Origin of the sequence: Micromonospora sp. MP36 (genome assembly GCF_008119785.1) — a bacterium.
GTDB lineage: Bacteria > Actinomycetota > Actinomycetes > Mycobacteriales > Micromonosporaceae > Micromonospora.
This window is the reverse complement of sequence record NZ_VSFA01000060.1, coordinates 1-26,022: the sequence shown is the minus strand read 5'-3', so window position 1 is coordinate 26,022 and position 26,022 is coordinate 1. Positions and strand designations below refer to the sequence as shown.

The 26,022-nt window shown below is 69.4% G+C and carries 25 protein-coding genes and 2 pseudogenes; 14 read left to right on the top strand and 13 right to left on the bottom strand.

Translation table 11 applies throughout. The features are described 5' to 3' along the window. Positions 1–22 precede the first annotated feature (22 nt). Positions 23–1,648 carry a glycosyl hydrolase family 18 protein gene (locus FXF52_RS28235; RefSeq protein ID WP_148801372.1) on the bottom strand — a complete coding sequence of 542 codons (1,626 nt, stop codon included), beginning with the start codon at positions 1,646–1,648 and terminating at the stop codon, positions 23–25. 141 nt (positions 1,649–1,789) lie between these two features. On the opposite strand from FXF52_RS28235, the gene FXF52_RS28230 reads away from it, so the two are divergent. Beyond that, positions 1,790–2,278, top strand: a complete 489-nt coding sequence (locus tag FXF52_RS28230; protein WP_148801371.1) for a glutathione peroxidase — start codon at positions 1,790–1,792, stop codon at positions 2,276–2,278. Positions 2,279–2,497: 219 nt separating this feature from the next. Here the strand turns inward: FXF52_RS28230 and FXF52_RS28225 are convergent, their stop codons facing one another. Continuing rightward, positions 2,498–3,301, bottom strand: a complete 804-nt coding sequence (locus FXF52_RS28225) for an SGNH/GDSL hydrolase family protein (protein WP_148801370.1) — start codon at positions 3,299–3,301, stop codon at positions 2,498–2,500. Between the two features lie 247 nt (positions 3,302–3,548). Between FXF52_RS28225 and FXF52_RS28220 the strand changes: the two genes are divergently transcribed. Next, positions 3,549–4,238, top strand: coding sequence for an NADPH-dependent F420 reductase (locus FXF52_RS28220; protein WP_148801369.1), 690 nt, complete (start codon positions 3,549–3,551; stop codon positions 4,236–4,238). Between the two features lie 319 nt (positions 4,239–4,557). Further along, positions 4,558–6,444, top strand: a complete 1,887-nt coding sequence (locus FXF52_RS28215; protein WP_222870721.1) for a zinc ribbon domain-containing protein — start codon at positions 4,558–4,560, stop codon at positions 6,442–6,444. Positions 6,445–6,560: 116 nt separating this feature from the next. Here the strand turns inward: FXF52_RS28215 and FXF52_RS28210 are convergent, their stop codons facing one another. Further along, entirely contained in the window at positions 6,561–6,806 is a 246-nt protein-coding gene (locus FXF52_RS28210; RefSeq protein ID WP_148801367.1) for a hypothetical protein, read from the bottom strand. A gap of 504 nt (positions 6,807–7,310) precedes the next feature. Here FXF52_RS28210 and FXF52_RS28200 point away from each other — a divergent pair. Beyond that, the gene (locus FXF52_RS28200) at positions 7,311–8,078 is read left to right on the top strand and encodes a hypothetical protein (protein WP_187413752.1); all 768 of its coding nucleotides are present in this window, start codon (positions 7,311–7,313) and stop codon (positions 8,076–8,078) included. On the opposite strand, the gene FXF52_RS28195 is transcribed toward FXF52_RS28200, so the two are convergent. Further along, a complete protein-coding gene (locus FXF52_RS28195; RefSeq protein ID WP_148801364.1) occupies positions 8,038–8,949 on the bottom strand; it encodes a glycosyltransferase in 912 nt (303 codons plus the stop codon). The two genes, FXF52_RS28200 and FXF52_RS28195, sit on opposite strands and share 41 nt — an antisense overlap. A 31-nt stretch (positions 8,950–8,980) precedes the next feature. On the opposite strand from FXF52_RS28195, the gene FXF52_RS28190 reads away from it, so the two are divergent. After that, positions 8,981–10,345: a 2OG-Fe(II) oxygenase gene (locus tag FXF52_RS28190; RefSeq protein WP_148801363.1), complete on the top strand. Its 1,365-nt coding sequence runs from the start codon at positions 8,981–8,983 to the stop codon at positions 10,343–10,345. 28 nt (positions 10,346–10,373) lie between these two features. Continuing rightward, complete coding sequence (locus FXF52_RS28185; protein ID WP_148801362.1) at positions 10,374–12,533, top strand: sulfotransferase; 2,160 nt, start codon at positions 10,374–10,376, stop codon at positions 12,531–12,533. Between the two features lie 2 nt (positions 12,534–12,535). Here the strand turns inward: FXF52_RS28185 and FXF52_RS28180 are convergent, their stop codons facing one another. Both FXF52_RS28180 and FXF52_RS41900 read right to left on the bottom strand, forming a co-directional pair. Further along, positions 12,536–13,330: an aspartyl/asparaginyl beta-hydroxylase domain-containing protein gene (locus FXF52_RS28180; RefSeq protein WP_148801361.1), complete on the bottom strand. Its 795-nt coding sequence runs from the start codon at positions 13,328–13,330 to the stop codon at positions 12,536–12,538. After that, complete coding sequence (locus FXF52_RS41900) at positions 13,327–14,034, bottom strand: polysaccharide pyruvyl transferase family protein (protein WP_187413751.1); 708 nt, start codon at positions 14,032–14,034, stop codon at positions 13,327–13,329. Before FXF52_RS41900 ends, FXF52_RS28180 begins: the two co-directional genes overlap by 4 nt. On the opposite strand from FXF52_RS41900, the gene FXF52_RS41895 reads away from it, so the two are divergent. Continuing rightward, the gene (locus tag FXF52_RS41895; RefSeq protein WP_187413750.1) at positions 14,023–14,820 is read left to right on the top strand and encodes a hypothetical protein; all 798 of its coding nucleotides are present in this window, start codon (positions 14,023–14,025) and stop codon (positions 14,818–14,820) included. The two genes, FXF52_RS41900 and FXF52_RS41895, sit on opposite strands and share 12 nt — an antisense overlap. Positions 14,821–15,250: 430 nt before the next feature. Continuing rightward, positions 15,251–15,526, top strand: a pseudogene (locus tag FXF52_RS44180) (DUF1579 family protein); the annotation flags it as partial. Between the two features lie 254 nt (positions 15,527–15,780). Here the strand turns inward: FXF52_RS44180 and FXF52_RS41890 are convergent. Beyond that, positions 15,781–15,933, bottom strand: a complete 153-nt coding sequence (locus FXF52_RS41890) for a hypothetical protein (RefSeq protein WP_187413753.1) — start codon at positions 15,931–15,933, stop codon at positions 15,781–15,783. A 200-nt stretch (positions 15,934–16,133) separates the two neighbouring features. Here FXF52_RS41890 and FXF52_RS41885 point away from each other — a divergent pair, with 200 nt between their 5' ends. The 3 genes from FXF52_RS41885 (at position 16,134) to FXF52_RS41880 (ending at position 17,933) form a co-directional block, all read left to right on the top strand. Continuing rightward, complete coding sequence (locus FXF52_RS41885; protein WP_187413749.1) at positions 16,134–16,286, top strand: hypothetical protein; 153 nt, start codon at positions 16,134–16,136, stop codon at positions 16,284–16,286. Positions 16,287–16,793: 507 nt separating this feature from the next. Then, positions 16,794–17,672, top strand: coding sequence for a hypothetical protein (locus FXF52_RS28165; protein ID WP_148801358.1), 879 nt, complete (start codon positions 16,794–16,796; stop codon positions 17,670–17,672). A gap of 36 nt (positions 17,673–17,708) precedes the next feature. Further along, a complete protein-coding gene (locus FXF52_RS41880; protein ID WP_187413748.1) occupies positions 17,709–17,933 on the top strand; it encodes a hypothetical protein in 225 nt (74 codons plus the stop codon). Between the two features lie 209 nt (positions 17,934–18,142). On the opposite strand, the pseudogene FXF52_RS28155 reads toward FXF52_RS41880, so the two are convergent. Continuing rightward, positions 18,143–18,565 (bottom strand): annotated as a pseudogene (locus FXF52_RS28155) (IS607 family transposase); the annotation flags it as partial. Then, complete coding sequence (locus tag FXF52_RS44175; protein WP_370518030.1) at positions 18,566–18,688, bottom strand: hypothetical protein; 123 nt, start codon at positions 18,686–18,688, stop codon at positions 18,566–18,568. It lies immediately after the preceding pseudogene. An 821-nt stretch (positions 18,689–19,509) separates the two neighbouring features. On the opposite strand from FXF52_RS44175, the gene FXF52_RS28150 reads away from it, so the two are divergent. The 3 genes from FXF52_RS28150 (at position 19,510) to FXF52_RS28140 (ending at position 22,084) form a co-directional block, all read left to right on the top strand. Then, positions 19,510–20,718 carry an SGNH/GDSL hydrolase family protein gene (locus FXF52_RS28150; RefSeq protein ID WP_148801357.1) on the top strand — a complete coding sequence of 403 codons (1,209 nt, stop codon included), beginning with the start codon at positions 19,510–19,512 and terminating at the stop codon, positions 20,716–20,718. 87 nt (positions 20,719–20,805) lie between these two features. Beyond that, the gene (locus FXF52_RS28145) at positions 20,806–21,168 is read left to right on the top strand and encodes a hypothetical protein (protein ID WP_148801356.1); all 363 of its coding nucleotides are present in this window, start codon (positions 20,806–20,808) and stop codon (positions 21,166–21,168) included. A gap of 50 nt (positions 21,169–21,218) precedes the next feature. Continuing rightward, positions 21,219–22,084, top strand: a protein-coding gene (locus FXF52_RS28140) for an IS5 family transposase (protein WP_222870722.1) whose coding sequence is annotated in 2 segments (ribosomal slippage) — positions 21,219–21,552 and positions 21,552–22,084 — 867 coding nt in all. Because the reading frame shifts where the segments join, the coding sequence is not laid out codon by codon here. A gap of 16 nt (positions 22,085–22,100) precedes the next feature. On the opposite strand, the gene FXF52_RS28135 is transcribed toward FXF52_RS28140, so the two are convergent. From FXF52_RS28135 to FXF52_RS28120, 4 genes are all read right to left on the bottom strand, one after another. Next, a complete protein-coding gene (locus tag FXF52_RS28135) occupies positions 22,101–22,613 on the bottom strand; it encodes a DinB family protein (protein WP_148801355.1) in 513 nt (170 codons plus the stop codon). A gap of 219 nt (positions 22,614–22,832) precedes the next feature. After that, a complete protein-coding gene (locus FXF52_RS28130) occupies positions 22,833–23,147 on the bottom strand; it encodes a hypothetical protein (protein WP_148801354.1) in 315 nt (104 codons plus the stop codon). 310 nt (positions 23,148–23,457) lie between these two features. Then, on the bottom strand, positions 23,458–23,892 hold the full coding sequence (locus FXF52_RS42555) for a hypothetical protein (protein ID WP_222870719.1): 435 nt from the start codon (positions 23,890–23,892) through the stop codon (positions 23,458–23,460). 133 nt (positions 23,893–24,025) lie between these two features. Then, positions 24,026–25,933, bottom strand: a complete 1,908-nt coding sequence (locus FXF52_RS28120) for a hypothetical protein (RefSeq protein WP_148801353.1) — start codon at positions 25,931–25,933, stop codon at positions 24,026–24,028. Between the last annotated feature and the right edge of the window lie 89 nt (positions 25,934–26,022).

Genomic DNA, 26,022 nt, shown 5'->3' with positions numbered 1-26,022 from the left:
GGGTGACGCGTCGGCCGTCGGCTCAGCCGAGACCGCCCTTGATGGCGCCGATCAGCTCGCCGTTGCTGGTGTCACCGGAGAGCTCCCAGAAGAACGCGCCACCGAGGCCCTGGTTCTTCACGTAGGTCATCTTGCCGCCGATGGTGGCCGGGGTGTCGTAGCTCCACCAGTTGCTGCCGCACTTGGCGTACGCCGTGCCACCCACGGTGCCGGTCGCCGGGCAGCTGTTCTTGAGCACCTTGTAGTCCTCGATGCCCTGCTCATAGGTGCCGGGCGCCGGGCCGGTGGCGGTGCCGCCGGGGGCGGACTGGGTGACCCCGGTCCAGCCACGCCCGTAGAAGCCGATGCCGAGCAGCAGCTTGTCGGACGGGATGCCCTTGCCCTTGAGCTTCTGGATCGCCGCGTCCGACCAGAAGCCCTGCTGCGGGATGCCGGTGTACGAGGTGAGCGGCGAGTGCGGCGCGGTCGGGCCCTGGGCCGCCCAGGCGCCGAAGTAGTCGTACGTCATCGGCATGATCCAGTTGAGGTACGGCGCGGCACCCGCGTAGTCGGCCGCGTCGATCTTGCCGCCGTTGCTGCCATCGGCGGTGATCGCCGCGGTGATCAGGAAGCTGGAGCCGAACTTGCCGCGCAGGGCGCTCACCACGTTCTTGAAGGCGTTCGGGCCGCTGCTGTCGCACTGGAGACCGCAGGCGTTCGGGTACTCCCAGTCGATGTCGATGCCGTCGAAGACGTCCGGCCAGCGCGGGTCTTTCACCAGGGCGTAGCAGGAGTCGGCGAACGCGGCCGGGTTCTGCGCGGCCTGGGTGAAGCCGGCCGACCAGGTCCAGCCGCCGAAGGACCAGAGCACCTTGAGGTTCGGGTACATCCGCTTGAGCTTGCGGAGCTGGTTGAAGTTGCCGCGCAGCGGCTGGTCCCAGGTGTCCGCCACGCCGTCGACACTGTCCGCGGCGGTGTACGCCTTGTCGTAGTCGGCGTAGCTGTCACCGATGCTGCACCGGCCGCCGCTGGTGTTGCCGAAGGCGTACAGGATGTGGGTGAGCTTGGCCGCGGACCCGCTGGTGTGGACGTTCTTGACGTGGTAGTTGCGGGCGTAGACGCCCCACTCGGCGAAGTAGCCGACCACCTTCTTGCCTCCGGTCGGCGGCGGCGTCGTGGGCGGTGGGGTGGTCGGCGGCGGCGTGGTCGGCGGAGCCGTGGTGGGCGGGGTCGTCGTCGGCGGGGTCGTGGTGGGCGGCGGGGTGCCACCGGAGCAGGAGGCGCCGTTGACGGTGCAGTTCAGCGGGGCTTTGTACACCCCGGTGCCGTTGTAGCCCCAGCTGAAGCTGGCACCCGGGGCGAGCGGGCCGGCCCAGCTCTTCTTCACCGCCACGTAGTGGTTGCCGCTGCTGGTGACGTCGGCGTCCCAGAACGTGCTGATCGTGGTGCCCGCGGGCAGGTCGAACTCGATGCGCCAGGTGTCCACGCTGGCACTGGTGCCGTTGGTGACGGTCACCTTCGTCTCGTGACCGGTCCCCCAGTCCTGCACCTTGGCGAAGGTGGCGGTCACGCTGCCCGCGGCGGACGCGGTCGCCATCGGTACCGCCGCGACCGCCAGCGCGACCACGGCACCGGTGGCCCAGAGGGCCCGGCGGAGCGATCTCTCCATACGGCGTCTCCCTAAACAGTTAGGAAACTTTCCAGATTGATGCTGAGACGCTACTCACGCGCCAACACTTCGTCAAGATGTAGATGCATCGATTTGCCGTGCCCGCGCCGACCGGCCCGCGCGGGCGCGTAGCCTCGCCCCATGACGGTTTTCGACGTGCAGATCGACGCCCTCACCGGCGGCTCCGCCGACCTCGCGCGGTATCGCGGCCGCGCGCTGCTGGTGGTCAACGTGGCCTCGCGGTGCGGCCTCACCCCGCAGTACGCCGGCCTCCAGGCCCTCGCCGACGAGTACGCCGACCGGGGCCTGACCGTGCTCGGCGTGCCCTGCAACCAGTTCGCCGGCCAGGAGCCCGGCACGGCCGCGGAGATCGAGGAGTTCTGCCAGGTCAACTACGGCGTGACCTTCCCGCTGACGGAGAAGGTCGACGTCAACGGGCCGGACCGGCACCCGCTCTACGCCGCGCTGGTGTCCACCCCGGACGCCGAGGGGCACACCGGCGACGTGCGGTGGAACTTCGAGAAGTTCCTGGTCGCCCCGGACGGCACGGTGGCCGCCCGGTTCGCCCCGCAGGTCACCCCGGACTCCCCCGAACTGCGGGCCGCGATCGAGAAGGTGCTGCCGGCCTGACCCGACAGCGGCGGACCCGGGGCGGCACCGCGCGCCCCGGCCCGCCGTCGGGACCGGTCAGCTCAGCCGGCGGGCCCCCGCTGGTCGGCGGCCCGGTTGATGGTGCCGGTGCGGACGGTGCCGCGGGTCGCCGCGTTCCCGCAGCACCCGTGGTCCGGCAGCCGGACGTGGCGAGCCCGCGCCGATCCTCGGGATCAGGATCGGCGCGGCCCTGGACGGTCAGCCCGCGACGGAGCGGAAGACCGGGTAGTAGCCGCCGGACTGCCCCGCGGCGGTGGGGTGGTAGGAGACGGTCAGGTTGAGGTAGTTCAACGCGTGCAGCCACTTCTCGCCGTAGCTGCAGAGCTGGTGGCCGACGAAGATCGACCGGACGTCGGCGAACTTGAAGCCGGCCAAGGTCGCCGCCGTCCTGGTGATGTCGTCGAGCAGGTTGATGCCCTCGTTGATCTTCGCCCGGGAGGTCGCGCTGAGCCCGATGCAGACGGTGCCGAGCTGATAGAAGACCGGGTAGCCGACGACCACCACGCGGGCCGAGGGCGCCCGGCTCTTGATGCCGTTGTAGACGTTGGCGAGCTTGCCGGGCAGCTCGGTCCGGGCCTTGTCCTCGGCCGCCTGCACGGCCGCCACGCACTGGCTCTCCCCCTGCAGGACACAGGTGGTCATGATGTTGGCGAAGCCGACGTCGTTGCCGCCGACGGTGATGCTGACCAGCGTGGTGGTCGACGACAGCGCCGAGAGCTGGCTGTTGATGACGTCCGTCGTGGTCGCGCCCGAGCAGGCCACCGAGCGGTACGCGGCCGGCCTGATGTTGGTGTTGTAGAGCGCGGGATAGGCGTTGGTGCTGCGCAGGCAGGACCCGCTTTCGGACGTGTAGCTGTCGGCGCCGACGCCGGAGGCGTACGAGTCGCCGAGCGCGACGTACCGGTCGGTGGCGGCGGCCTGGGCGGGGGTGGCCAGAGTCAGCGTGACACCGAACGCCGAGGCCAGGGTCAGGGCGAGGGTGGCAAGACGGAATCTCCGCACGTCGCACTCCTGGGGGTGGGAAGTGGTGGTGGGAGATAGATATCAATAGATCGGACCCGGGCGGAAGGTCAAGGATTCGCACCCGCAGTAGATAGACCCTTATGTATACAAATCATTACCAAACCGATCTTCATCACTGAAGGTTTTCGCCGGGTCGAGGCGTGGACACCGACCGGAGGTCGGGGCTGCCAATAACCGACCACCTTGGTCGGGAATGCCGGCCCCCAGCGGGCGGTTGGCAACGGACATGACAACTGTGGGACTGATCGGCAGCGGCAACATCGGCGGCACCGTGGCCCGGCTGGCGCTGGCCGCCGGTCACGACGTGGTACTCAGCAACTCCCGCGGCCCGGAGACGCTCAAGGCGCTGGTGGACGAGTTGGGCCCCCGGGCCCGCGCCGCCACCCCGGCCGAGGCGGCGGCGGCCGGCGACCTCGTGGTGGTCACCGTCCCGCTGCGGGCCTACCGGTCGGTGCCGGCCGGGCCGCTCGCCGGCAAGATCGTGATCGACACCAACAACTACTACCCGGAGCGGGACGGGCGGTTCCCGGAGCTGGACGACGAGTCGACCACCACCAGCGAACTGCTGCAGCGGCACCTGCCCGAGTCGCGGGTGGTCAAGGGCTTCAACAACATCTACTTCAAGCACCTGCTCGCCCTGGCCCGGCCAGCCGGCACGGCGGACCGCACCGCCCTGCCGATCGCCGGCGACGACCCGGCCGCCAAGAGCACCGTCGTCGCGTTCCTCGACTCCCTCGGCTACGACGCGGTCGACGTGGGCCCGCTCGCCGAGGGCTGGCGGTTCCAGCGCGACACCACCGCGTACGCGGCCCTCTACTCGGCCGACCCGGCCAACGACTGGGAGCGGCCGGCACCGGTCGACGCGGAGAAGCTGCGCGCCGCCCTCGCCGCCGCCCGCCGCTACGCCGACAGCTGACCCTCCCGTCCGGAGGGTGGGGAAGCTCCCCGCCCTCCGGGCACCGTCGGCGCCACCCCGATTTCCGGTGCGTCAGACCGCCTGCGGCGGGAGGCTGACCAACTTGATTAGGAATCGTCGGTGATCCTAGGTTAGCCGTGTGGATCGTGGCGCTTGGCCTTTGGGCTGGTTCGGGGGAGATTCCGGTGAGGTGGGCCGGTCGTGATCGCGGGTTCTCTTGGATCGATGGCGGGGCGACGAGTCGGTGACCGGAAAGCTGCCGCTGGCTGAGGGCGAGACTTCGCGTACCGCTTGCACCCGTGCTTTGCTCCGATCGGGGGTGGACGAGGAGAGCGGTGAGGTTCTGTCGCAGGCGGTGCTGGCGCAACGTGTCGGCTGGTGTGCCGATCTGGTGGCGGGCATGGTGTCCGGCCTGTTGGCGGAGCGGTGGAACTGCGCGGATGTGGAGGTGTTGGCCTCCGGACACGACGCGGGTGGCCGGAAGCTTCCGTCGAACGCGTGGATGGCGTTGCGTCGTCTGGGTTGGACGGTTACCGCGCCGGTGGGTGTGAGGGTCAATGACCGGGTCGTGCGGATGGCGCAGGAGCAGGCGGGGCGTGTTCTGCGTTCGGCGTGGTGGCGTGCGGGTCTGACTGGCGGGGTGTTGGCGACGTGGCCGGCCGATCCTCGTGAGCGCACCGTGCAGGAGTGGGAGCGGGTACGCAAGGCGGTTCCGGGCGGGGAGCATCTACCGTCCAGCATTATCAAGTCCCGCACTCGGCAGGCCGCCAGGTTCCTTGCCACGCACAGCCGGCTGCCGGTGGATGTGTTCGAGCTGGAAGGCGTCCCGCGAGTCGCGCGGATGCTGCTGTTGGCCGCGTGTGACCGGCAGCAGGCCACCATCGAACGCAGCGACACTGACGCTCGGAGGGTGTTGCTGCGGTTGCAGTTGCCCACCCGTCCGGATCCGCGAGCCTATGCGGATTGGACGTGGGTGGCTTGTCCGATCATCCTGCCGCCCACGGTCCCCGCGGGCGCGGTGGTGCACCTGCCCACCCTCCGGGTCACCGGCCGGCAGGTACGCGCCGATCTCGCGTACACGCACGCCGTGCCGAAGGCCCAGCGCACCGGGCACACGGTCGCGGTCGGCGTGGACTGGGGCCTGAACACTCTCCTCAGCGCGGGGGCGCTGCGGCTGCACGAGGATGGGCGGATTACGGCGTTGGGGGCGGGTGGTCAGTTCCGGGCGGCCGGGGTCCTGGCCAAGCAGCACCGGTTGCGCCGGCACGGTGAGCGGTTGCACGCCAAGGCCGACCACTACCAGCGCCTCGCCGGCCGTGACGAGCGGCATCACCTCGTCGGCAAACTGGCGGTCCTGCGCGCCGAGATCCGCCACGTCTCCGACCGCCGCTCCAACCTGAACGGCGCGCTCGCGTGGGCTGCCGCCCGCTGGGCCGTGGATCAGGCGATCGCCTCCCGGGCGACCGTCATCTACGTCGAAGACCTGCGGTCGTTGGAAGCCAAGGGCATGGGCGCCACCCTCAACACCCGGCTGTCCCAGCAGGTGCGCGGGCAGATCGTCGACCGGATGCGGCACCTCGCCGCCGAGGCGGGTATCGCCGTGGTCACCGTCCCCGCGCGGAATACCTCGAAGCATTGCCCGCAGTGCCTGACTCCGCTACGGCACTGTAAGGCCCCCGACAAGCCCACGGTGGCGGGTTGGAAGTGGGCTGTCTGTCCCCACCAGTCCTGCCGGTGGCAGGGCGACCGCGACCAGGGCGCCTGGCGGCGGATCGCCGCCCGCGGCCTGACCCATCAGGCAAAGACCGTCACCGACAAGGCCAGCGGGCACATGGTCATCCGCGCCGTGGTCGACAAACTCGAAACGGCAGCGGTCATCACGAAGACCAGCCGGGGGGACCGGTCGAAGACCGGCCCCACCCGGCGCACGCCACCACGCCCCGCGCCCAGGCGACGCAGGGCACCCTCCCCCACCCGACCTCACGGCCCGGCGGGTAAGCGTCCGGAGGGACACGCACCAACGGACCGGAGGCTGCCCCGCGCAGCCCACCGACACCAGGGCGTGAACACGATCAGCACACCCACCACCGGCCACCGGCCGCGCGGAGCCGCGTTGGGCGCGGGATTCCACTTCCACGCCCATGCGTCCCCACCACGGTGGGAAACGATCCCGGAAACCCAATCCGACTCAGGATCACTAAGCTGATCAGCGACGCTTCCCGCTGGAGTGCACGCCCAGCAGGTCCAGCAACGCCAGCTGTCGCGGGTTGTCGAACTCCACCGGCCCCATAGGTTTCGGGTAGCCAGAGTTGGATGCCATCCTCAACCAGGATGGGGTGCCAACTGCTCAAGCTGTCGGCGATGGAAGGCGCGCTCGTACTCACCGATCACGATCGCGTCGAAGTTGCGCCCCGGGTCCGCCATCGCGGCGAGCAGTTGCGCGGCCTGTGGCCGATCCGGCCGGGCGACGCGGCGAGAGACATCCTCATCGAAGAACTCGACCACGATCCGACCATGGTCGGCGATCAGGTCATCAGCGGGCAACAGCGATGATGGCAGCGCAGGCACGGGAATCCTTGTCGGTCACGGAGCGTAGAGAACTCACATGATCGATAAGCCCGTGCCTGTTCGCTACCCCGAACAGCTACCTGGGCAGTCAACGCCCAATTGACGGTCTCTCTAAGTTGCCACCCGTATGGGTCAGCGACGCGACGCCGCCGCGGTCGGTCGGCCAGTTCGCCCGCTGCAGGGCGATGGCTGATGACGTCGGCGAAGTCCCCGTCGCTGATGGCGGCCGCGGACCCAAGCAGCTCCTCAACGCCTTCGTCCTCGCCCTGCCGCTACCACCAGCACACACCCTGCACTGGGCGACCTGGCGACGAACATCCCAAGCCCTAGCTCAACGATCCCACTACCGGCGCAGGCTCGAGCTGCGGTGTCGGATTGGTGACGGAGCGGCTGCAGGCGGACGAGTCGGGACCATGATGAGAGGCGCGACATCAACTCACCGCCGACCTGCCGCTCACCCGCGGTGGTCGGCGGCCGGACGTGGGGGCCGGGATGCTCGAGGGGATGGACGTCGCGAGCCGGACTTGGGCCGACGCGGCGGTGCAGGCACGCGACGGCGAGGCCCCTGCGGTCTTCGCCGCGCCAGACGGCGCGCAGGACTGGCGGGACGAGCTGGCCGAGGCCGTCACCGCCGGTCGGCTGCGGGTGCCCCGTACCCATCTCACACCGGTGAGTGACGCCGAGGTCGTAGCCTGGGCGCGAGGGGCCTGCGCTGTGCTGCCCCACCGGGTACGCGGGCCGCTGCTCGACGACCTCGCCGAGCTGTGCCAGGCCGTCTGCGTGGCCGGTGGAACCCGTCAGCTACTGGCCCGGATCTTTACCGAGGCGCCCACCCGGCGCTGCGGCTTCCACCTCGACACCGTCCCGCCTCAGGCCCCGGTGGTCGGCGCGCTGCGGGTCTACAACGGCGCCACCACCGAGTACGTCGAGCCAGCCGACGTACGCGACATGCCCGCGTTCTACGCACACCTGTCCCGTCGCGAGCGGCTGTCCCACCGGACCGCCGACGACCCGCACGCGGTGGCGACGCTGTGCGGAATGGACGATGCGCCGGAGTTCCTGCGTCCGGACGCGGCTGTGCGCCGGGTGCCGGATGGGGTGGCGGTCTTTTTCCGGCATCTCGACATCACCCGACACTGGTCGGCGCACCCGGTGGCCGCGGCATGGATCCACCGCTCCCCGATGGCCGGCACGCGCCGGCTAGTGGTCAACCTGTCGCCGGTGGAACGAGCTACCCGACCGCCTCGTCCGGAACGAGCAGCGCGTGGGTGAGCGGGGGCAGGTCCGGGTCGAGGGACCGCAGCAGGTCCAGCAGCGCCCGGCCGGCGTGGGCGGGGCCGTACCGGGCCATGAACCACGACCGGGGGCGCGGCCGGCGCGAGCGCAGCGCGGCCGCCGCGGCCACCACGTCGCGCTCGTCGTCGAAGAACGCGCCAGTGAACGGGGTGACGTACTTCCAGCCGCCGAGGATGTGCCGGTTCACCAGCACCGGCACGTCCAGGCAGAGCGCCTCGGCGAGCACCCGTGGCGACGGGTCGAGGATGCCGGGCACCAGGACGTACCGGGCTTGCGCGGTTACCGCGAGCAGCCGCTGCCACGGCAGCGGCCCGGTCAGGCGTACGCCGGGCGGCGGGGCTAGGTCGTGCGGCGCGTCCACGACCAGCACCCGCAGTCCCTCGGCGGCCAGCGCGGCGAGGCAGCGGCGGGCCAACGGCCACTGCTTCGCCTCCTGCTTCCACGGCTGCGCCCCGCACACGTACACCACATCGGCGGTCAACTCCGGCGGCAGCGGCTCGCCGGCCAGCCGGCCGGGGTCCACCACCCGCGGATCGACGAAGTCCGACTCGCTGAGCAGCGCGCGTGGACCGACCGGGGGCAGGTGCCGGTCCGGCTCCCGGAAGCAGTGGAACCACGCCTCGCAGAACGCTCCGTAGTCCCGCTCGTCCCGGTGCCCCGCGCCCGGGAAGCCCAGGTAGCTGGTCATGCCGGCGAATCGGCAGCCCTGGTCGGCCAGGTCGGCCAGGCGTGCCGCGTCGATCCGGCGCACCACCGGCGCCCGCACCAGCACCCAGCGCAGCGGTCGTCCCCGCGGATCGGTGACCCGCAGGAACGGCGTCTGCCCGGTGACCCCGCCCGTTTCCATCCGACCCCGCTTCCCACCAAGGAGGACCGCCGTGACCGACAGCAGTCAATCGGCATTTTTCGGCGCCCGCAACGAGGCGACCCGGATCGAGATCTTCGACGAGCTCAGCAACCTGGCGCAGGCCGCGCTGCGGACGTTCTTCCGCCGGATGGGCGCGCCGCACCTGATGGACGAGGTGGTCCTGCCGCTACTCGGCGAGGGTGACTCGCAGATCTTCGCCGCGGTGCGGGACCGGCCGTGGCCGCCGTGGGGACTCGGTGCCCGCAACGTCGTCGCGGTTCTGCAGACCCACCTCGTCGCCGACGGCTGCTGGGGACTGAGCCCAGTGTATGTAGCCGATGAGGACCTGACCAACGTGGCGCTGACCGCCGCGCTGTACAAGGAGGCGTTGGAGACCCTCGCGGTCGACCCGAACGCCGAGGTGCACTACCTGGTCGCCGATGGGTCGCTGCACGCCGACCACGTGCTGACCCAGACCGGCTTCGAGCGCACCGAGGACGTGTTCCTCACCGAGGCGGCCCGCTACTTCACCTACCGGATCCCGGCGGGGGCGCTGCTGGAGAAGCTCGGCCTGGCCAAGGTGGACACCGGGGACCTGCTCGCGCAGGTCGTCGACCGAGAGGTGTACGCCCGCAACGCCACCTTCCACCACACCGTCTACCTCGGCTCCCGGGCCGAGTGGACGATCGACCGGGTGGACGTCGCCTCGGAGATCGCCCGGCTCGTGCGGGGTGGGCACTACAGCAAGCCAGGCGGGGTTCCCACCGGCACCGGCCGATATTCCTTCGACGAGCGCTTCGAGGACATCGTCCAGCCGGTGCGCGAGTTCCTCGATGTGGAGCAGCACCTGGGGCTGTACCAGCACGTGCTCGAGGAGCGGGAGAAGTTCGAGGTCGCCACCATCGTGCCACGTGGCGCGGTCGAGCCGACGGTCAACGAGCGGATCCGGCGCAGCCGCACCCTCGACGACCTCGGCCCGTACGGCGACCGGCTGGTCGAGCGGATCCGGGAGCAGCTGGGAGAGGTACTGCCCCGGCTGAAGCACCCCGCCTTCCAGCTCGGCGAGATCGAGCTGCAGGCCACGGTGAACGGCGACGGCGACTACTTCCGCCTTCACCGCGACAGCGACGGCACGGACACCCGGGAGCTGACCTTCGTCTACTTCTTCTTCCCGGAGCCGCGCCGGTTCTCCGGGGGAGAGCTTCGGGTCTTCGAGACGCGCGACGTCGACGGGCAGCTCATACCGACCGACCGCAGCCAGACCATCGTGCCGCGGGGCAACCTGGCGGTGTTCTTCCCCAGCCGACACGAGCACGAGGTGCTGCCCGTACGGGTGCCCAGCGGCACCCTGGAGGACGCCCGGTTCAGCGTCACCGGCTGGATCCACCGCAAATGACGCCGCCGGCCCCGACCAGAGTGGGCCTGTGAGCGCCTGGTCGGTCACCGTCACTCTGGCCGGACCGGTGCCGGCCTGGTTGGAGCTGCGCCGGCTGCACCACGCGCCGTTCCCGGACGCCTCCGGGCTGCTCGCCAGGCGGGTGTCCCGGGACGGCCGGCACACCATGCTGCGGTACCTGTTCGACTCCGCCGACGCGGCCGAGGAGTTCGTCGCGGCCACCCGAGCCGACCGGGTCCGCGCCGGTGTTGCCGGGCACAGTGTCGGCACCGTGTTCGGGCAGCGCGGGCAGGCGCAGGGCGCGGGTCACATCGGCTGCCGACCCGGCCCGGTTGAACAGGGCCTCCGCCGGACCGACATCGGGCGGCCCGGCGGACCCGGCCCGGCAGGCGTCGGGTCGCCGGTGCGGGTGGACGATGCCGAGCTGCCCGCGCCCGTGCTCGTGGTGTCGGCGCCCCGCTCGGGCAGCACGGCGCTGTTCGACCGGCTGGCCCGCCATCCGGCCCTGCGTGGGCTCGCCAGCGAGAGCGAGGGCGTCATCGAGGGGGTGCCGGCGCTGCACCCGGCCACGGGCGGCTACCGGTCCCACCACCTCGACACCGACGCTGCCAGGCGGCCCGCCGCGCCCCTGGCCGGCGACTACTCGGCCGCGCAGGCGGTGCGCTACGGATTCCTCGCCGACCTGCCCGCCGGCCCAGGCCGCCGGCTGGTCGAGAAGACCCCGGAGAACGCGCTGCGGCTGCCGTTTCTCCTCGCCGTCTTCCCCGACGCGGTGGTAATCCACCTGCGCCGCGACCCCCGGGACACCGTGGAGAGCATGCTCCGGGCGTGGCGGCACCCCGGCTTCGTCAACATCCCGGACTTGCCCGGTTGGCGGCGGCGCGCCTGGCACCTGCTGCTGCCCGAGGCCTGGCGCCGGCTGGACGACGCCGACCTCACTCGGGTCGCCGCCCACCAGTGGGCGCAGGCCACCGAGGCGATCCTCGACGCCCGATCGGCCGTACCCGGGCACCGCTGGCTCGACGTCGACTACGAAGAGCTGCGCGTCGCGCCGGGCCGGACCATTACCCGCCTGTACGCCGCCCTCGGGCTGCCGCCCGCGCCCGTGCCCGACCTCGGCCGCTCGGCCACCACCATCACCGCGCCCCGGCCGTCTGGGCGGCGCCGACCGTCCCTGCACCCCGCCGTTCTCGACACGCTGACGGCGGCCGTCGACCGGCTTCGCCGGGAGGAGCCCACCATGCCCGCACCCGCCACTCCGACCAGCCGCCGGACCTGGTACGCCTGCTGGCTCACCGACGTTCCCGCCACGGATAGGACCGATCCGGCTGTGGAGTTGCGCGTCGATCCGACCGTCGTGCTGCAGGATCGGGTTTCGGTGCCGCTGGCGCTGGCCCGGCGGACCCGCTTCCGGGACCGGTTCCGCCCTGGCCACCCGGTCCTGTGGGTGGAGGACGTGGCCACCGGGGCGCTGCGGGCATACTGGGTGCGGTCCGAGGAACTAGCTGCGGTGCGGTCGCTGGTACCCAGGGCGGTCGCCCCCGCCGGGCTGCCGGAGGGGTTGCGTGACCGGCTGGTCGGCGCCGGCGTCCTGACCACGGAGGCGGAACGCGGGCGACGGGCCGCCGCCGCAGCCCTGGCCGACAGTGTGGCGGCGCGGGAGTTCGCCGCCGGCGACCTGTGCCAGGTCACCGGCCTGGTGGACGAGCCGCAGCGGCGCGCCCTTGACCGCTACTACGAGACGCTCATCGGTACCGGCGGGTGGCCGCTCGGCGACGACCAGGTCGCTGGCCGGTACGGCTGGCACAACGAGCCGCTGTCCCGCTTCCTCCACCACCAGTTTGTGCCGCTGATCGGCCGGCTGGTCGGGCAGCCGGTCCGCCCCTCCTACTCGTACGTGTCTGCCTACCGGGCGGGGGCGGTGCTGAACCGGCATCTGGACCGGGAGCAGTGTGAGTTCACCGTGTCGCTGCTGATCGCCGAGTCGGGTCCGGTAGTGGCGGGCGGTTGGCCGCTGCACTTCGACACCCCGGCCGGCACGCTGACGCTGACCCAGCGACCGGGGGAGGCGGTGCTGTTCCGCGGCACCCGCCTGCCGCACTACCGCCCGCCGTTACCCGACGGCAACACCCACACGTCGATGCTGTTCCACTACGTCCCGGCAGGCTTCCGCCGGACCCTGTACTGATCTCACTGGACGTCGAGGAAGCGGACGTCGTGGGCCTCCCGCTCGGGCACCGGCGCGGCGATCCGCCGCCAGTCCGGCACCTCCCGCCGGCCGACCGGCTCCGGTCCGGGCCAGGTAATCCGGGTGAAGCCGGCCAGCGGCGGCCCGTCACCGAACATCAGCCCGGTGGCCTCCTCGGTGAGCAGCATGTCCCACACCAGGTGCACCCGGTCGGCCGGACCGGCGTTGCGGGCAGCGTGCACGCATCCGTGGTTGACCAGGTGCACGGTGCCGGCGGCGAGGTGGAAGACGTCGCCGTCGAGCAGCAGCGTGGCGTGCTCGTCGGTGACCAGCGGCAGGTGGAACCGGGCCCGTACGCCGACCCGGCCGGTCCGCGACCGGACCACGCTGTGCTCCTCGTGTGGGGCGAGGGCGGCACCCGGCCCGAGCACGTTGAGCCGCATGTTCACCAGGTCCGGCAGGGCGGCCACCAGGGAATTGAAGGCGGGGTAGCGGGCCGCGTCCCGGAACCGCTTGCCGAAGGTGGACAAGTCGTGGTCGTGCCGGAAGTCGTCGTATCGGCCGGACGCGGTGAGCAGGCTGAACTGCTCTACCCGCCCGCTCGGATCGGTCCACCTGGTGACGTGCCCGGCGGCGCCCGGCAGGGACGGCGACTGCTCCGCACGCATCCGCTCGGCGTCTCGAATCAGCCCGGCCAGGGTGGCCGGCTCGGCGTCGAACAGCCAGCGGCAGCGCAGGCCACCGCGGTGGTAGTTGGCGTCCCGGATGGACGTGAGGACGGCGCGCAGGTCGGTCATCGGAACGGGCACCTCGCCAGCAGCAAATCCAGGTCGGGCAGGGCGGTCGGTACGGTGGCCAGCTCGGCCAGGCGGGCGGCGTCCAGGCCGGCGCCGGTGCGGCCGACCGGCACCGGCGCCGGCACCGGCAGGCCGACCGAGAGGTAGTGATCGTGGAACTTGGTGCCGTCGCCGCTGGGCAGGTCGCCGTAGGTGATCCAGACCGCCGGCACGCCGTACGCGTGGGCGACGATGATGCCGTGCAAACTGGAGGAGGCCACGAAGGAGCAGCCGACGACGGCGTCCACGAACTCCTCGACCGGCCGCTGCACGTCCACCAGCCGCCACCCGGGCGGGGTGCCGAGGGCGGCCCGGGCCTTGTCGGAGAAGTGCGGCGCCACCCCGGGCGGCCCGCCCCGGCGGCGCCGGTGGGGCAGGAAGCGGGGCAGCAGCAGGGCCGGGTCGCCGTACACCGGCGGGCAGTCGACGGTACGGCGGGCGACCTCCCGGGTGAGCGGGCCCCGTACGGTCACCAGCTCCACCCCGGGCCGGACGCGTTCGTCGGCGGCCATCACCCCGCTGCCCCAGACCACCGCCCCCGGACCGGCCAGCGCGGCTACGCTGCCGGTGACGAGGAACCGGGTGCCGGGGCCCTCCGGGGGCACCCAGCGGGCCGGGACGCCCGCGATCCGGCGGACCAGCCAGGGGGTGAGTTGATCACCCACGTTGCCCTGACTCGGGATCCGGCACCAGAAGGTCGGTACGGCGACGGCCACGCCACCGATGCTAGGGCCGGCGGCGACGGCTGCGCGATCATCATTCGGACATACCACCGGGATCTCGACTGGCTGGCGTACGCGCTGCGCTCGGTGCGCCGCTGGTGCCACGGCTTCACCGAGCTGATCGTGGTGACGCCCCGGTTCAGCGCCAGCCGGGTGGGTCGGGCGCTGCCCACCGGGGTACGGCTGGAGATCTGCCCGGACCACCGCGACGACTACCTGGGCCAACAGGTGAGCAAGCTCTACGCCGACCTTTACACCGATGCCGCCGTGCTCTGCCACCTGGACGCCGACATGGTGTTCCAGCGCCCGGTCACGCCCGCCGACCTGTTCACCGGCGGCCGGCCGCGGATCGGGTACCGGCCGGTGGGGCAGCTCGGCCGGTACCGGCCGTGGCTGGGCCCGACCGAGGCGTTCCTGGGCGCCCCCGTGGCGTACGACTTCATGTGCCACCCGCCGTTCGCCTACCCGCGCTGGCTGTACCCGGCCGTAAGGGAGCACTGCCTGGTCACCCACGGCATGCCGCTGGACGAGTACGTGCTCGGCCGGCCCCCACGCGGCTTTTCCGAGTTCAACGCGCTCGGCGCGTACGCGTATCACCAGCACCGCGACGCCTTCGCCTGGGCCGGCCGAGAGGTCGACCCGCCCTTGTGCCGTTGGTACTGGAGCCGGGGTGGCATCGACGCCGCCACCCGGCGGGAGCTGGAGCGGCTCAGCGGGCCGGGCCTGTGACCTGGCCGGCTCAGCCGCCCACGCCCGCCGTCCCGGCGGGCCGCAGCACCCGGGGCCCCGTGTCGTCAGACCCGGCCACATGGTGACGGAGGCGCGGTCGCGGGAAGTTCGATCGGTGGTCGACAGGGTGACTGCGTGGACGGCTGAGCGCACCACGCGAGTACGGCAAGCCAGGACAGGAGTCAAATTCACGCGTCCGAAAAACGGTGATCAAGCGTCTGGTTGACCAACTCGGTGTGCATCCCGAGGCGCTGCACAACTGGATCCGCCAGGCCCAGGCTGATCACGGTGAGCGCTTCGATCAGCCCACCACCCCGAGGCCGAGGACTGCGCCGGCTCCGCAAAGAAGTCACTGAGCGCAGAGCCAACGAAATCCTCAAGGCCGCGTCCGCCTTTTCGCCTCGGAACTCGACCCGACCCGGCGACGGTCATGACGCTCGCGAGCGAGCTGCGCGACCGCTTCGGGGTCGAGCCCGTCCTCCGAGTCCTGAAGATCGCCCCACCGACGGCCACCCCGTTGTCTCGCAAGACATGCGGGTCGACGTGCGTCACCAAGACCGGCGGCCGGTTCCTGGAAGAGGAGACCGAAGGCACCCTCGCGGGCCGGCCCTACTACCGGATGGGCATCCTCGGATTCTCCACCATCGACCGGCGGTACGAGTGGACCACCTTCGACAGCGTCACCCCGACCGCGATGACGTACCGGGGCGCGCCCGTCAGCGGACGACCGTCCGTGCTGTCGATCCGGGCGAATTCACCGACCCGGGCGTGCTGGGCCCGGAGTACGTCGGCAAGACTATCCCGATGCGGACCGTCATCACGATCCGAAGCAACCACCCCACCTTCGAGCTCTACGTCACGCCGCACGGCCAGTCCGAGCGGCTGGTCGACCGGGTCGTCTGCACCAGCCGCATTCGCTGACCCACCCGGGCAGAAGGAACGCCTCGTCAACCGCCTTGGCTACTCGCGGAAGATCAGGTAGGCGCCGGTCCAGAAGCGCGGTTCGGCGCGTCCGCCATGGGCGGCGGCTATGGCGGCGACGATCGGGAGCCCGAGGTTCGCAGCCCGGTACAGCCCGGCGTAGCCCTGACCGTCTGCCTGCGATCCGGCCACGACGGACCGCCGTTGAAACTGGCTGGACCGCCCGGTCGGCCCGAAGAGGGGCCGCGCGTCCTCCTCTGGAGTGACCGGTTGGCGCGTCCGCAGGTCTCGCCGCGTGTGCTATTGCTTCTCCGGAGAATCGAAGAGCAGGACGATGCGGCCGCGCAGGTCCTTCGTCCAGCCGTTGGTGCGCTTCCACGGCCTTGTCGGCCGTGTACGTGGCGGTGACGCATTGGCAGCAGGCCAACCAAGACCTGCTCGCGGATCCGCACGATCGCCTCGTGGTCGGTGGCTCGCTTGCGCACGTTCACGTGGATGATCTCGATGCCGCGACCGGGCTCGCCACCGCAGATCAGCAGCCTTAGCAGCGCGAACACGTTGGTGGCACTGAGGTAAGCCAGTCGAAGCAGCATGAGACGGCATCATCGCGTAGTCATCGGCGCCGATGGGGCAGGGTGACGAGACGGCCAGCCTCGATCTTACCCGCAACCGGTGAAGCGGACCTGAACAGGGCGGATGCCATTTCGACAGACCCTCTCGTGTCGTTTTTCCGCAAACTGCAACGTCCTGGGAGGATGGTGGCATAATCTCGAATTGTCCAGCTTGATCAGCTTCGGGAGCAGGGGCTCAACTCCGATCTTGCAGCCTGGGTTCGCCCCCGCGAGTTCTCGCCAGGCCAACATCGAGCTCACCGGGCTCGCAATGAGCTGGCCACACTCCGTACAGCTCGGAGCAGCGGGTGATCCGGTGACGACGCGGGACACGGCTGTCCGCCTCGATGCGGCACTCCAGCACGTAGGCGGCACCACGGTCAGTCTCGCTCTACTGCCGCGGCGACAACAAACAAGGCGAATCGCAAAGGAGGACGTGCGATGTTGGCGACTCAACTCGCGCTGGTGTCAGAGACCGAGCGCATCACCTCTTCGCAGCTCAACCGAGTGGCCGCCGCCTTGCAGAAGCAGGCCATCCGTGACTTTCGTGCTGTATGGGACATCACCGCCACAGTCGATGGGTTCGAGAAGCTCGAAGATGTCCCTGTGGGCTATTGGCCAATCATCGTGCGCGACGACATCGGCACCCCCGGCGCGGCCGGCATCCACATCGACAAGGACGGCCAGCCGTTCTCGTTGGTGCAGTACAGCGATAGCTGGTCGCTGACCGCCAGCCACGAAATGCTCGAGATGCTTGCCGACCCGTGGGGCAACCGGCTGGTCGCAGGGCAATCACCCAAACCGGACCAAGGTCGAGTCGAGTTCCTGGTCGAGGTGGCGGACCCGCCGGAGGACGCCCAGTTTGGCTACACGGTCAACGGCATCCTGGTGTCGGACTTCTTGACCCCGCACTTCTACGACCCGGTCGCCACGGCCGGCGTGCGCTACAGCTTCTGTGGCCACCTGCCCGGCCCGCGCCAGATCCTGGTCGGAGGTTACCTCAGTTGGCACGACCCGGTCTCCGACCACTGGTGGCAGCAAACCTGGTTCGGCGGTGACGCGCCCCGCTTCCGAGACCTCGGAAAACTTACCGCCCGCACCGGCAGCCTCCGCTCCGCCATCGACGCCCGAACTCAGACCGCGCAGCGCATGGCCGACAGTGGCCCACGGTCGGACAACTTCGCCACCGCCCGAGCCCTGACAGCCAACATCGCGGAGACCACAAGCGCCCGCGCAAACGCCTGGCGGGAGCAGGTCGAGAAGCTACGCAGCGGCAAGATCGCCGAGGGCACCTGGGCCGGCGGCCAGAACGAGGACTAGCGTGAGGCTGCAGGGGACATCGAGCAGGAGGCCGTGATGGAGCAGGCACCTGATGAGGCGAACCCGTGTCGAGCCGACCGGCTGCATCGGCACATCGACGAGTTGAAAGCCGAACCGCCCCCAGGCTCGGACAAGAAGCAGCCAGTCACTGACGAAAGCCCACGAGACTTCATCCACCGACGCATGCGCGAACTTGACGAAGGCGAACAAGGCGAGCGTCCTGCACCGAGTGAGCGTCAGCCGCCTGGTCTTGAGCATTAGGCCGCATAGGTGGATCCGAAGCCGTCGCCCTCGCTGCCACCGACGGCGAAGCCGAGCACTGCCCGGCCGCAACCCGGACCCGACACCGAGGATCGAGCCGTACTGCTGCCACACCTCACTACGCACCCGACCCAACCGACGGTCCTGCTCCAACAAGGCGGCGTACTTGCCAGGATTCAGTCGGGCCGAGTAGGCGATCCGGGTGACCTTCACCGGTCACCCTCCATGGTCAAGTCCGCCCTTTCCAACTCCTTCTTGTAGCGACGCAGACCGTCCAGCCGGCACGAGAAGGAGTTGACGACGGCCAGGAGGTCCTCGACCAGCTCCTGCTGCGGGGACAGCGACTCCTGATTGGCGACGACGATCTCGCAGCCACCGCGCGCTGCCAGATACTCCAGCAAGTCGAACCCGAACCGGGCCAACCGGTCCTTGTGCGCCACCACCAGCGTGGCGACCTCACCCCGGTCGACGGCGTCCATCAACGCCAGGAACTTTTCACGGCGAAGGTTCATCCCGCCGCCGACCTCGCTGATCCACTCGTCCACGGCCAGACCGCGAGCGAGGCAGAACTGTTGCATCGCCGCCACCTGCGAGGCCAAGTCGGCCTTCTGGCCCGGCGACGACACGCGGCATTACACCACAACCTTCCGCTCGGTTTTGCGGCCCGGCACGTTCTTGACGTGGTGGGCGTTGCACAGCAGGATCTCCAGCCCGTCAGCCTCGGCCAGGGCGTGGAAGACGGGCCGCCAGTACACCCGGTGGCTTCCATCGCCACGTGCGTGACCTGCTCGGCGAGTAGCCAGGCGGTCATCTCCCGCAGCGCGCTGTAGAAGGTGGGGTACTTGCGTACCTGTTGGCGGCGCTGCCCGACCTGCTCGCCCGGGACCGGGACCGCCACCGTGATCTGCTTCTTGTGCACGTCGATCGCCGCGATCCGCGGATACACGATCTCCACAACGCCTCCAGGATGGACCCAGCCGACAAGGCGTCGCCCGCGGAATCCGCGAAATCAAGAAACTCAGACACGCGCTCATAGCGGCAGCCCGGGGTACCTCCCGGGGCGGGTTCCAGCGTCACTCTTGTAAACGGACTCGTGGTGCCAAGCTCTGTCGACGTCGGCGGGCCACGCATCGAGTTTCACAAACCCGTGGGCGCCCCGCCAGGGGCATCTTCCTCTTGTAAGCGAGGCGTCAGGCACCGAGGCAGCAAGGAGGCAGCGGGAGTTCTGATGCGTGCCGGAGCCGAACGTCAACCGTCGAGGTCCGGCACCTGCTCGTCGACGCGGGTCGGCACCAGATGGCAGCAGGCGACAGACTGAGCCCGCAACCCCCCCCAGCGGGAGTCCCGCTCGGTTGGGCATGCCGACGTCGACAGCAACGCTGACAGCAAAGAGAAGGGTGGGCAGAAAGTCGCTCACCGCGCGTCGCCTACCACTCAACTTTGGCAAGGCGCCGCTTGCCGCCCGCCACCGCCCGCTCATCGCCCTGATGACATTCATCTACTTCACTCGCCGAGAGTGCCGGCCTAGCGTGCCGTAACCGTTACCTTCAGGCGCAACAGCCACAGAGGAGCCAGGATGAAGCAACCACCGATCACCCGCAGGCGACTTTTCCAGCTGGCTGGGGTCGGGGGAGCGACGCTGGTCGCGCCCGCCGCGCTCAACCGGCCAGCTTACGGTCAAGCTGTCTCACCAGGCGCCACTCAAGCCGGAACAGCCTCCAGCCAATCAACACTCACCAAGATTGATGTGACTCCAATCATCGAGGGCGGAGTCGCCTGGTACGACGTCGCCCAATGGGGCGTGGAGGGAAAGGGCTGGCAGGACACGGAGCGCTTCTATGATCGTCTTCCCGCAAGAGCTAAATCAACGGTCCGATCAGCAGTGTGGAATCTGAGCCGCGACTCGGCCGGGATGTTGACCCGATTCGAGACCGATTCGACTGTCTTCTACGCCCGCTATCGTCTGAACTCCTCGTCACTGGACATGTTCCACATGCCGGCGACCGGGGTGAGCGGCTTAGACATCTACGGGCGGACCAGCTCAGGTGTCGACCGCTGGCTCGCTGGAGCGAAACCGGCGACCCAGCTTGTGGAACAACGCCTCGTGGCCGGGGTCGACCCTGGCCGCCGCCTCTACACCGCCTACCTTCCGCTCTACAACGGAGTCGACTCTCTCCAGATCGGAGTGGATCCAGGTGCATCCTTTCAAGGAGTGCAACCGCGCACCGAACGACCTGCGGTCTTCTACGGGACCTCCATCATGCAGGGCGGGGTGTCGTCACGTCCCGGCATGTCTATCACCGCAATCCTCGGCCGGCGCTTCGACTGCCCGACGATCAACCTGGGCTTCTCCGGCAACGGCACGATGGACCTGCCAGTCGGCGAACTGTTGACGGAAGTCGACGCGTCGGTCTATGTGATCGACTGCCTTCCCAACATGACGCCGGCCATGGTTGAAGAGCGTACCGAGCCGCTCGTGCGCCTGCTCCGCGAAGCACGACCAGACACCCCAATCCTGCTCGTCGAGGACCGCACCTACGCAAATGCCGCTTTCGTCGAGTTGTCCCGGCAGCGGCACGCTGGCAACCGTGCTGCCCTACACGCCGCGTACATGAACCTACGTACCTCCGGCGTCAAGCATCTGTTCTATCTCAAAGGCGACAACCTGGTCGGTGACGATGGCGAGGGCGAGGTGGACGGATCGCACCCCAGCGACCTCGGGATGGTCCGCTACTGCGACGCCTACGAGCAGGTCCTGCGGCCCATCCTGGCAATTGCATCGTGACGCTCACTGTGGCCGAGGACCGTTGAGCGGCGGCCGGGAGCTACAGTGCGCGTCATGGTAAGTGACGGAGTGCGCGAGACTCACGGCATGACGGATGAGATGTACGGACATGTTGTCGAGACTGGCGGCGCTGTCGTGCAATTCATGCTCGGCGGCGGCGAAGAGCCCGAGACGGTCAACAACGTCGATGCGCACATCTACCTTGCTGACGGCAGCCACCGGTATGCCACCTTCTTCACTCTCGACGCAGTGAAGGAAATCCTGAACAGACACGCCAACACCGGAGAAGCCGATGGTGGTCGCTACTTCTGGTGCTCGGATCAGGTGATCGTTCCCGAGCCCGGCGTTGGTGCCATGGTGGCGGCAGTTGACGAGATGATCCGTTCTGGCGACATCGAGGTTATGTGCAGGCTGATCGAGGAGGATACCGAGGAGGACCGCACCGCCTAGGGCGTGTCCTGCCGATCTTGTAGTGGTTGATCGTTGACGATGTGCCGGTGGTGCGTCGTGGTGAGCTGACCGATGAGGCGTGGGCGGTGATCGCGCCGTTGCTGCCCGAGCCGGGTGGTGCGCGGGGGCGGTGGCGGGATCACCGGCAGGTCATCAACGGGATTCTGTGGAAGCTGCGCACGGGTGCGCCATGGCGTGACCTGCCGGAACGGTATGGGCCGTGGAAGACCTGCCACGAACGGCTGCGCCGGTGGACGGCGGACGGGACGTGGGATCGGATCCTCGCGGCGGCGCAGGTGCATGACGACGGCATACCGGTGCAGTGGACGATCAGCATCGACTCGTCGGTCGTGCGGGCGCATCAGCATGCCGCTGGCGCCCGCAAAAAGGGGGCTCCCCGGCAAGTCCGGCGACGCCTGGTGCGCAAGATGGTGAGGCCATCGGCCGATCGAGGGGCGGGTTGAGCACGAAGATCCACCTGGCTGTTGACGGACGTGGCCGGCCGTTGTCGATCCTGCTCACCCCAGGCCAGGCCGGCGACAACCCCCAACTCTTGGCGCTGCTGGACGCGATCCGAGTCAACGAGCCGGGGCCTGGCCGGCCCCGTAAACGCCCCGAGGTGCTGATTGCTGATAAGGGCTACGCCCACGACTCCACCCGCCGCGCTTTGCGGCAGCGCGGGATCCGGCACGTCATCCCGGAACGCTCGGACCAGGTCGCCCGCCGGGCCGCCAAGGGCAGCGCCGGCGGGCGGCCACCAGCCTTCGACCGGGCGGTCTACAAGAAGCGCAACGTGGTGGAACATTGCTTCAACCGCCTCAAGCAGTGGCGTGACCTGGCCACCCGCTACGCCAAACGGGCATCCCTCTACCGGGCCAGCCTCGTCCTCATCGCCACCGTTATCTGGCTTCGATGATCGGCAGGGATGCAGTTTAGTCCCCGGTCATGCCGTCGATCTGCTCCCGGAGGATGTCGGCGTGGCCGCAGTGCCGCGCCAACTCACGAATCATGTGCACGTAGATGTAGCGCAGCGACACCCTGCCCAGGCGGGGATGAGGCACAGTGTCGTCGAGGGCGAAGCCGGCCGCGATCTGCCTCGATCGATCACAGGCCGTGGCGTACTCCGTGATGACGCTTGCGACCGTTTCGTCCGAGCCGACCTGCCAACTGGCGTCGTCACCGAACGAGTTGCCAATGATCTGTTCACGTGGCTGCTGTGCCAGACAGTGCTGGAACCAGTTCCGCTCGACAGCGGCGACGTGTTTGACGAGGCCGATGAGCGTGGTGAGCGAGGGCACCAGGCTCCGACGGGCGTCATCCTCCGACAGCCCCCGGAGCTTGCCGATGATTACATCGCGGTACGCGTCGATGAAGGCTTCCAGAACCTCTCGCTCCGGAGCCGCGCTCGCGAGTTCCTCGCTGTCGTGCGGCCGGGCAGTCGTCATATCGACACCCTAGACGTCTGAGGTTCCGTCTCGCCACACCAAGATCGGCAGGACACGCCCTAGTCGTGCCCGATGCATGCCCGATGCAACGGTCAACACGGGTCACCGCCGGGCATGCCGCTGTCCCAGCATGTACGCACGGCGCTCGTTTCCAGCTTGTACGCGTACCCAGCGTGTGGATCAACCCGCTTCCCAAGCTGACGGTTCAAGTTGATCAGGTCACTCTCGCCGCCATACTTGGCTGGGCCGGACCCGGAACTGGGTGGTTCCGTCCTCTGCTTCCACGTGGTCCGGCACAGTGCTAACGACGAGGATCTGATCCTCCTGCTGGCCGACGACATTGCACCTCACGAACGCCAGCTGGGGGAGAGGAGCGCCAGGAAGGATGGCCTCATCGAAGAAGATCGGGACCTTGTCGACGAAGAACCACGTTCGTCCGTCGGCGTCGACCAGGCGCACACGGACCCACCCCGGCCAGTCGTCGTCAACCCATGCGATCGCCTCGCAGCGCAGCAGGCTGGCGGAACTCATCACCGGGCTGATCCTGCCAGGTCTCACCCCTGGTCGGCGCGCGGCTGTCTGGGGCACACAGGGGGCACGAGACACTGTCAAACGTTGTCGACCAGTGAGCAGCCCTGGCAACCTGCGACGCCGTGTGAGCAGGTGTCGAGCACTGTTCCCGCTGGTGAGCCAATCGTGGTTCGCAGTTCCGCTTCAACGTCTGACACCCGGAGTGGGTGACCAACTGGGTGACGACCGGGGTGGCCGACGCCGGACGCCCATCTTCGATGCTGGACTGTTCCGGCGGCTCCCCCGGCTACTCGCCCAGTTCATCGACAACTGATCACTCTTTCGGGACGAAGGAGTCAGCTCTGCCAGCCCTCCGCTGGTGTTTCCGTGCGTAGATGAAGGCAGCCAGACCAAGGATCGCCAGAGCGCCGGCGATCCATGCTGCGACCTGAAACCTCTGCTCGAAGGCGAGGGCTTCCGCGTTCTCCTGCTGGATGACCTCGGGCGTCGGGTCCTGATCAGGCAGGGTGATTCCGTTCCACAACGTAAGGCAAGCGGTACGCAGCCGTGGCACGCCTTCCTTCTCGAATCCCACCGCGACCCTGCAGAACAGCACGAACCCGTCATCGGCTCGGATGATCTCGCTGACGGTCTCGCGATACATCGTCCACATCACCTGCGGGTGTGCGACCCTTCCGCCCGCAGCAGCAGCATGACCGTCTGTAAGTACATCCCCGCGTCCGCCCATCACGGCGGGCGCCGCTTCCACGCCACCTCCGGCAACCGGTTAGCGGCCCCGTGCCGTGCTCGGCGGGGTGGGGCCGGGCAGCAGCCGAACCGTATCTCAGGCGCTGTCCGGACGACGCCAGGCGCTGGAGCGCGTAGGCCGCGCCTATGGCCGATCAGCTCGTCGGGCCGTCCATGAGACGGCGCAGCGCTTTCCCAGCGGCGGGGAAAACGAGTCGCAGGGTGTGTGCGGTGAGTTGGATGCCCCACCAGGTGAGGGCGACGAGGTACCCGACGATCAGCGCGCTGTGGGTGTCGTAACTGACGACGATGGCGTAGCCGATGGCGAGGCCGGGTGCGGTGATGGCGCGGGCGGTGCGGCCTCGGATGGCGGTCAGGGCGGTAGCGACGCCAATGAGCGCGGCTCCGGCGCTGGCGATGAGGCCGGGCATACCGGTCACGTCGACCGGAGGGGTGAGCGTGAGGGCGGCCCGCAAGAGGTAGATGCCGGTGGCGCCGATCGCGGCGTGCAGGATCGCCGGTCGGATACGCGCGAGCCAGGCGGGCAGAGCATGGGCGGGGATCCGGGGTGCGGCGGCGGCGATGACGGCAGCGCAGGCGGCCAGTGGTAGCGCGCAGCCGAGGGTCCATTTCAGGTACGGGCCGTAGTCGAATTCGACGGCGGTGCCGGTCGCGAGGCCGTAGAGGGCGGCGGTGATCGTGCCGCCGGCGGCGGCGGCGAGGTATCCGCGTCGGATGAGGCTGCCAGTCGCGGGTTCGGGCGTGGACGCGCTGGGTGCTCCGGCGAGCCATGTGGTGGGGGCGAGGTGCGCCACGGCGAAGGCGGTGAGCATGGCGAGCGCGCCCGCGGTCCCGAGCTCGGGTAGGGAGAGCCGGACGCCGACGACTCGGAGGGCGTAGGTGGTGTTGATGTCTGCGGTGAGGATGGCTTGGAGGAGCAGGGTGAGGGAGCAGGCACCGAGCAGGATGGCGCTGGTCAGGTCCCGGATGCGGAGCCGGACCCGTGGTAGTTGGGTGTCGGCGGCAGTACCTGTCGCTTGATGGTGTGCTGCGGTGAGGGTCAGGGCGCCGTCGGCGAGGGCGTGGGAGTGGCCGCTGAGGGTGGCCGGTGTGAGGCCGGTGGCGGTGGTGAGCCGGTCTCGCAGGCCCGGGATCGTTTCGGCTTCGCGTTGGATCACGCCACTGAGGTGGTGGCGGTCCACATCGGCCGCGCCGAGGATGTCGTGAACAGCTGCGTCCACTTCGTCGAGGAGGGGCTGGGCGGCGGCGGCGACGTCGTCGCGGGTGATGACGGTGGGCTTGCGGGGCGCGGGAAGGAGAACTGGGGCGCGGTCCTGGGCGGTCAGGAGCTGCCTGGCCTGACGGACGGACTCCAACAGCAATCCGCCTTGTCCCTGTGTGGGGTGGGCTGTCTCGGCTCGTAGCGGGTCGTCGTCTGCGGTGTTGGCGTCAACGATTCGCTGGGCGAGCGCCTGGTCCAGGTCGCGGGTCGGGTTGATCGATCGGGTCGCGAGTTCGCGGTATCCGTCAGTGGTGGCCTGCAGGACGGTCAGGGTGGCCGGGTGCCGGTCGGCTTGGCAGATCAGCAGGCACGAGCCGTCAGGGACGGTGCCGGCGGCCGTGGCGTAGGCGGCGAGTGCTGCTGGTGCGGTGACCATGGCGGGGGCGGGCAGGCCGGCACGGGCCGCCGCGTCGGTGAGGTGTCCACGTCGGCGTGGTCCCCAGCCTGAGGGGATGGTCACGGTGAGGGCGGTGACGGGTCCTGCGGCCTGGCGGGCGGCTTGGTCGGCGACGTGCCACAGCTGCCCGGCGAGCAGCTGCACGGCGTCGACCTGCGGGTCGGTGTCGGCTCTGCCGAGCAGCTCCAGCGGTTCGCGGATGAACTGGTAACTGGCTGAAGGCTCTGATTGTGCGGCCACGCCCACGCGCAGCTGGCCGGCGGGGTCGAGGATGATGCCGTGCGGCATGACGAGGCGGCCGTTGAGCGTGACAGGGATTCGGGCGCCGTCCCGGTCGATGGTGGCGGCGATGGCCGGCGAGCTCAGGTCGATGGACAGACGCATGCCTGCATTTGGCATGTGGCGCAGTCTCTGCTTCCTACTCGTTGCTCATTGCTGAGCGGTTCGGATAATTCGCTCTCCGTCCAGCTGGT

Coding starts and splice junctions, on each gene's coding strand:
- FXF52_RS28220 (WP_148801369.1), top strand. CDS start 3,549: ATGACAACTGTGGGACTGATCGGCAGCGGCAACATCGGCGGCACCGTG.
- FXF52_RS28200 (WP_187413752.1), top strand. CDS start 7,311: ATGGACGTCGCGAGCCGGACTTGGGCCGACGCGGCGGTGCAGGCACGC.
- FXF52_RS28120 (WP_148801353.1), bottom strand. CDS start 25,933: ATGCGTCTGTCCATCGACCTGAGCTCGCCGGCCATCGCCGCCACCATC.
- FXF52_RS28135 (WP_148801355.1), bottom strand. CDS start 22,613: ATGACGACTGCCCGGCCGCACGACAGCGAGGAACTCGCGAGCGCGGCT.
- FXF52_RS41880 (WP_187413748.1), top strand. CDS start 17,709: ATGGAGCAGGCACCTGATGAGGCGAACCCGTGTCGAGCCGACCGGCTG.
- FXF52_RS28195 (WP_148801364.1), bottom strand. CDS start 8,949: ATGGAAACGGGCGGGGTCACCGGGCAGACGCCGTTCCTGCGGGTCACC.
- FXF52_RS28145 (WP_148801356.1), top strand. CDS start 20,806: ATGACGGATGAGATGTACGGACATGTTGTCGAGACTGGCGGCGCTGTC.
- FXF52_RS28230 (WP_148801371.1), top strand. CDS start 1,790: ATGACGGTTTTCGACGTGCAGATCGACGCCCTCACCGGCGGCTCCGCC.
- FXF52_RS28150 (WP_148801357.1), top strand. CDS start 19,510: ATGAAGCAACCACCGATCACCCGCAGGCGACTTTTCCAGCTGGCTGGG.
- FXF52_RS28180 (WP_148801361.1), bottom strand. CDS start 13,330: ATGACCGACCTGCGCGCCGTCCTCACGTCCATCCGGGACGCCAACTAC.
- FXF52_RS28235 (WP_148801372.1), bottom strand. CDS start 1,648: ATGGAGAGATCGCTCCGCCGGGCCCTCTGGGCCACCGGTGCCGTGGTC.
- FXF52_RS28165 (WP_148801358.1), top strand. CDS start 16,794: ATGTTGGCGACTCAACTCGCGCTGGTGTCAGAGACCGAGCGCATCACC.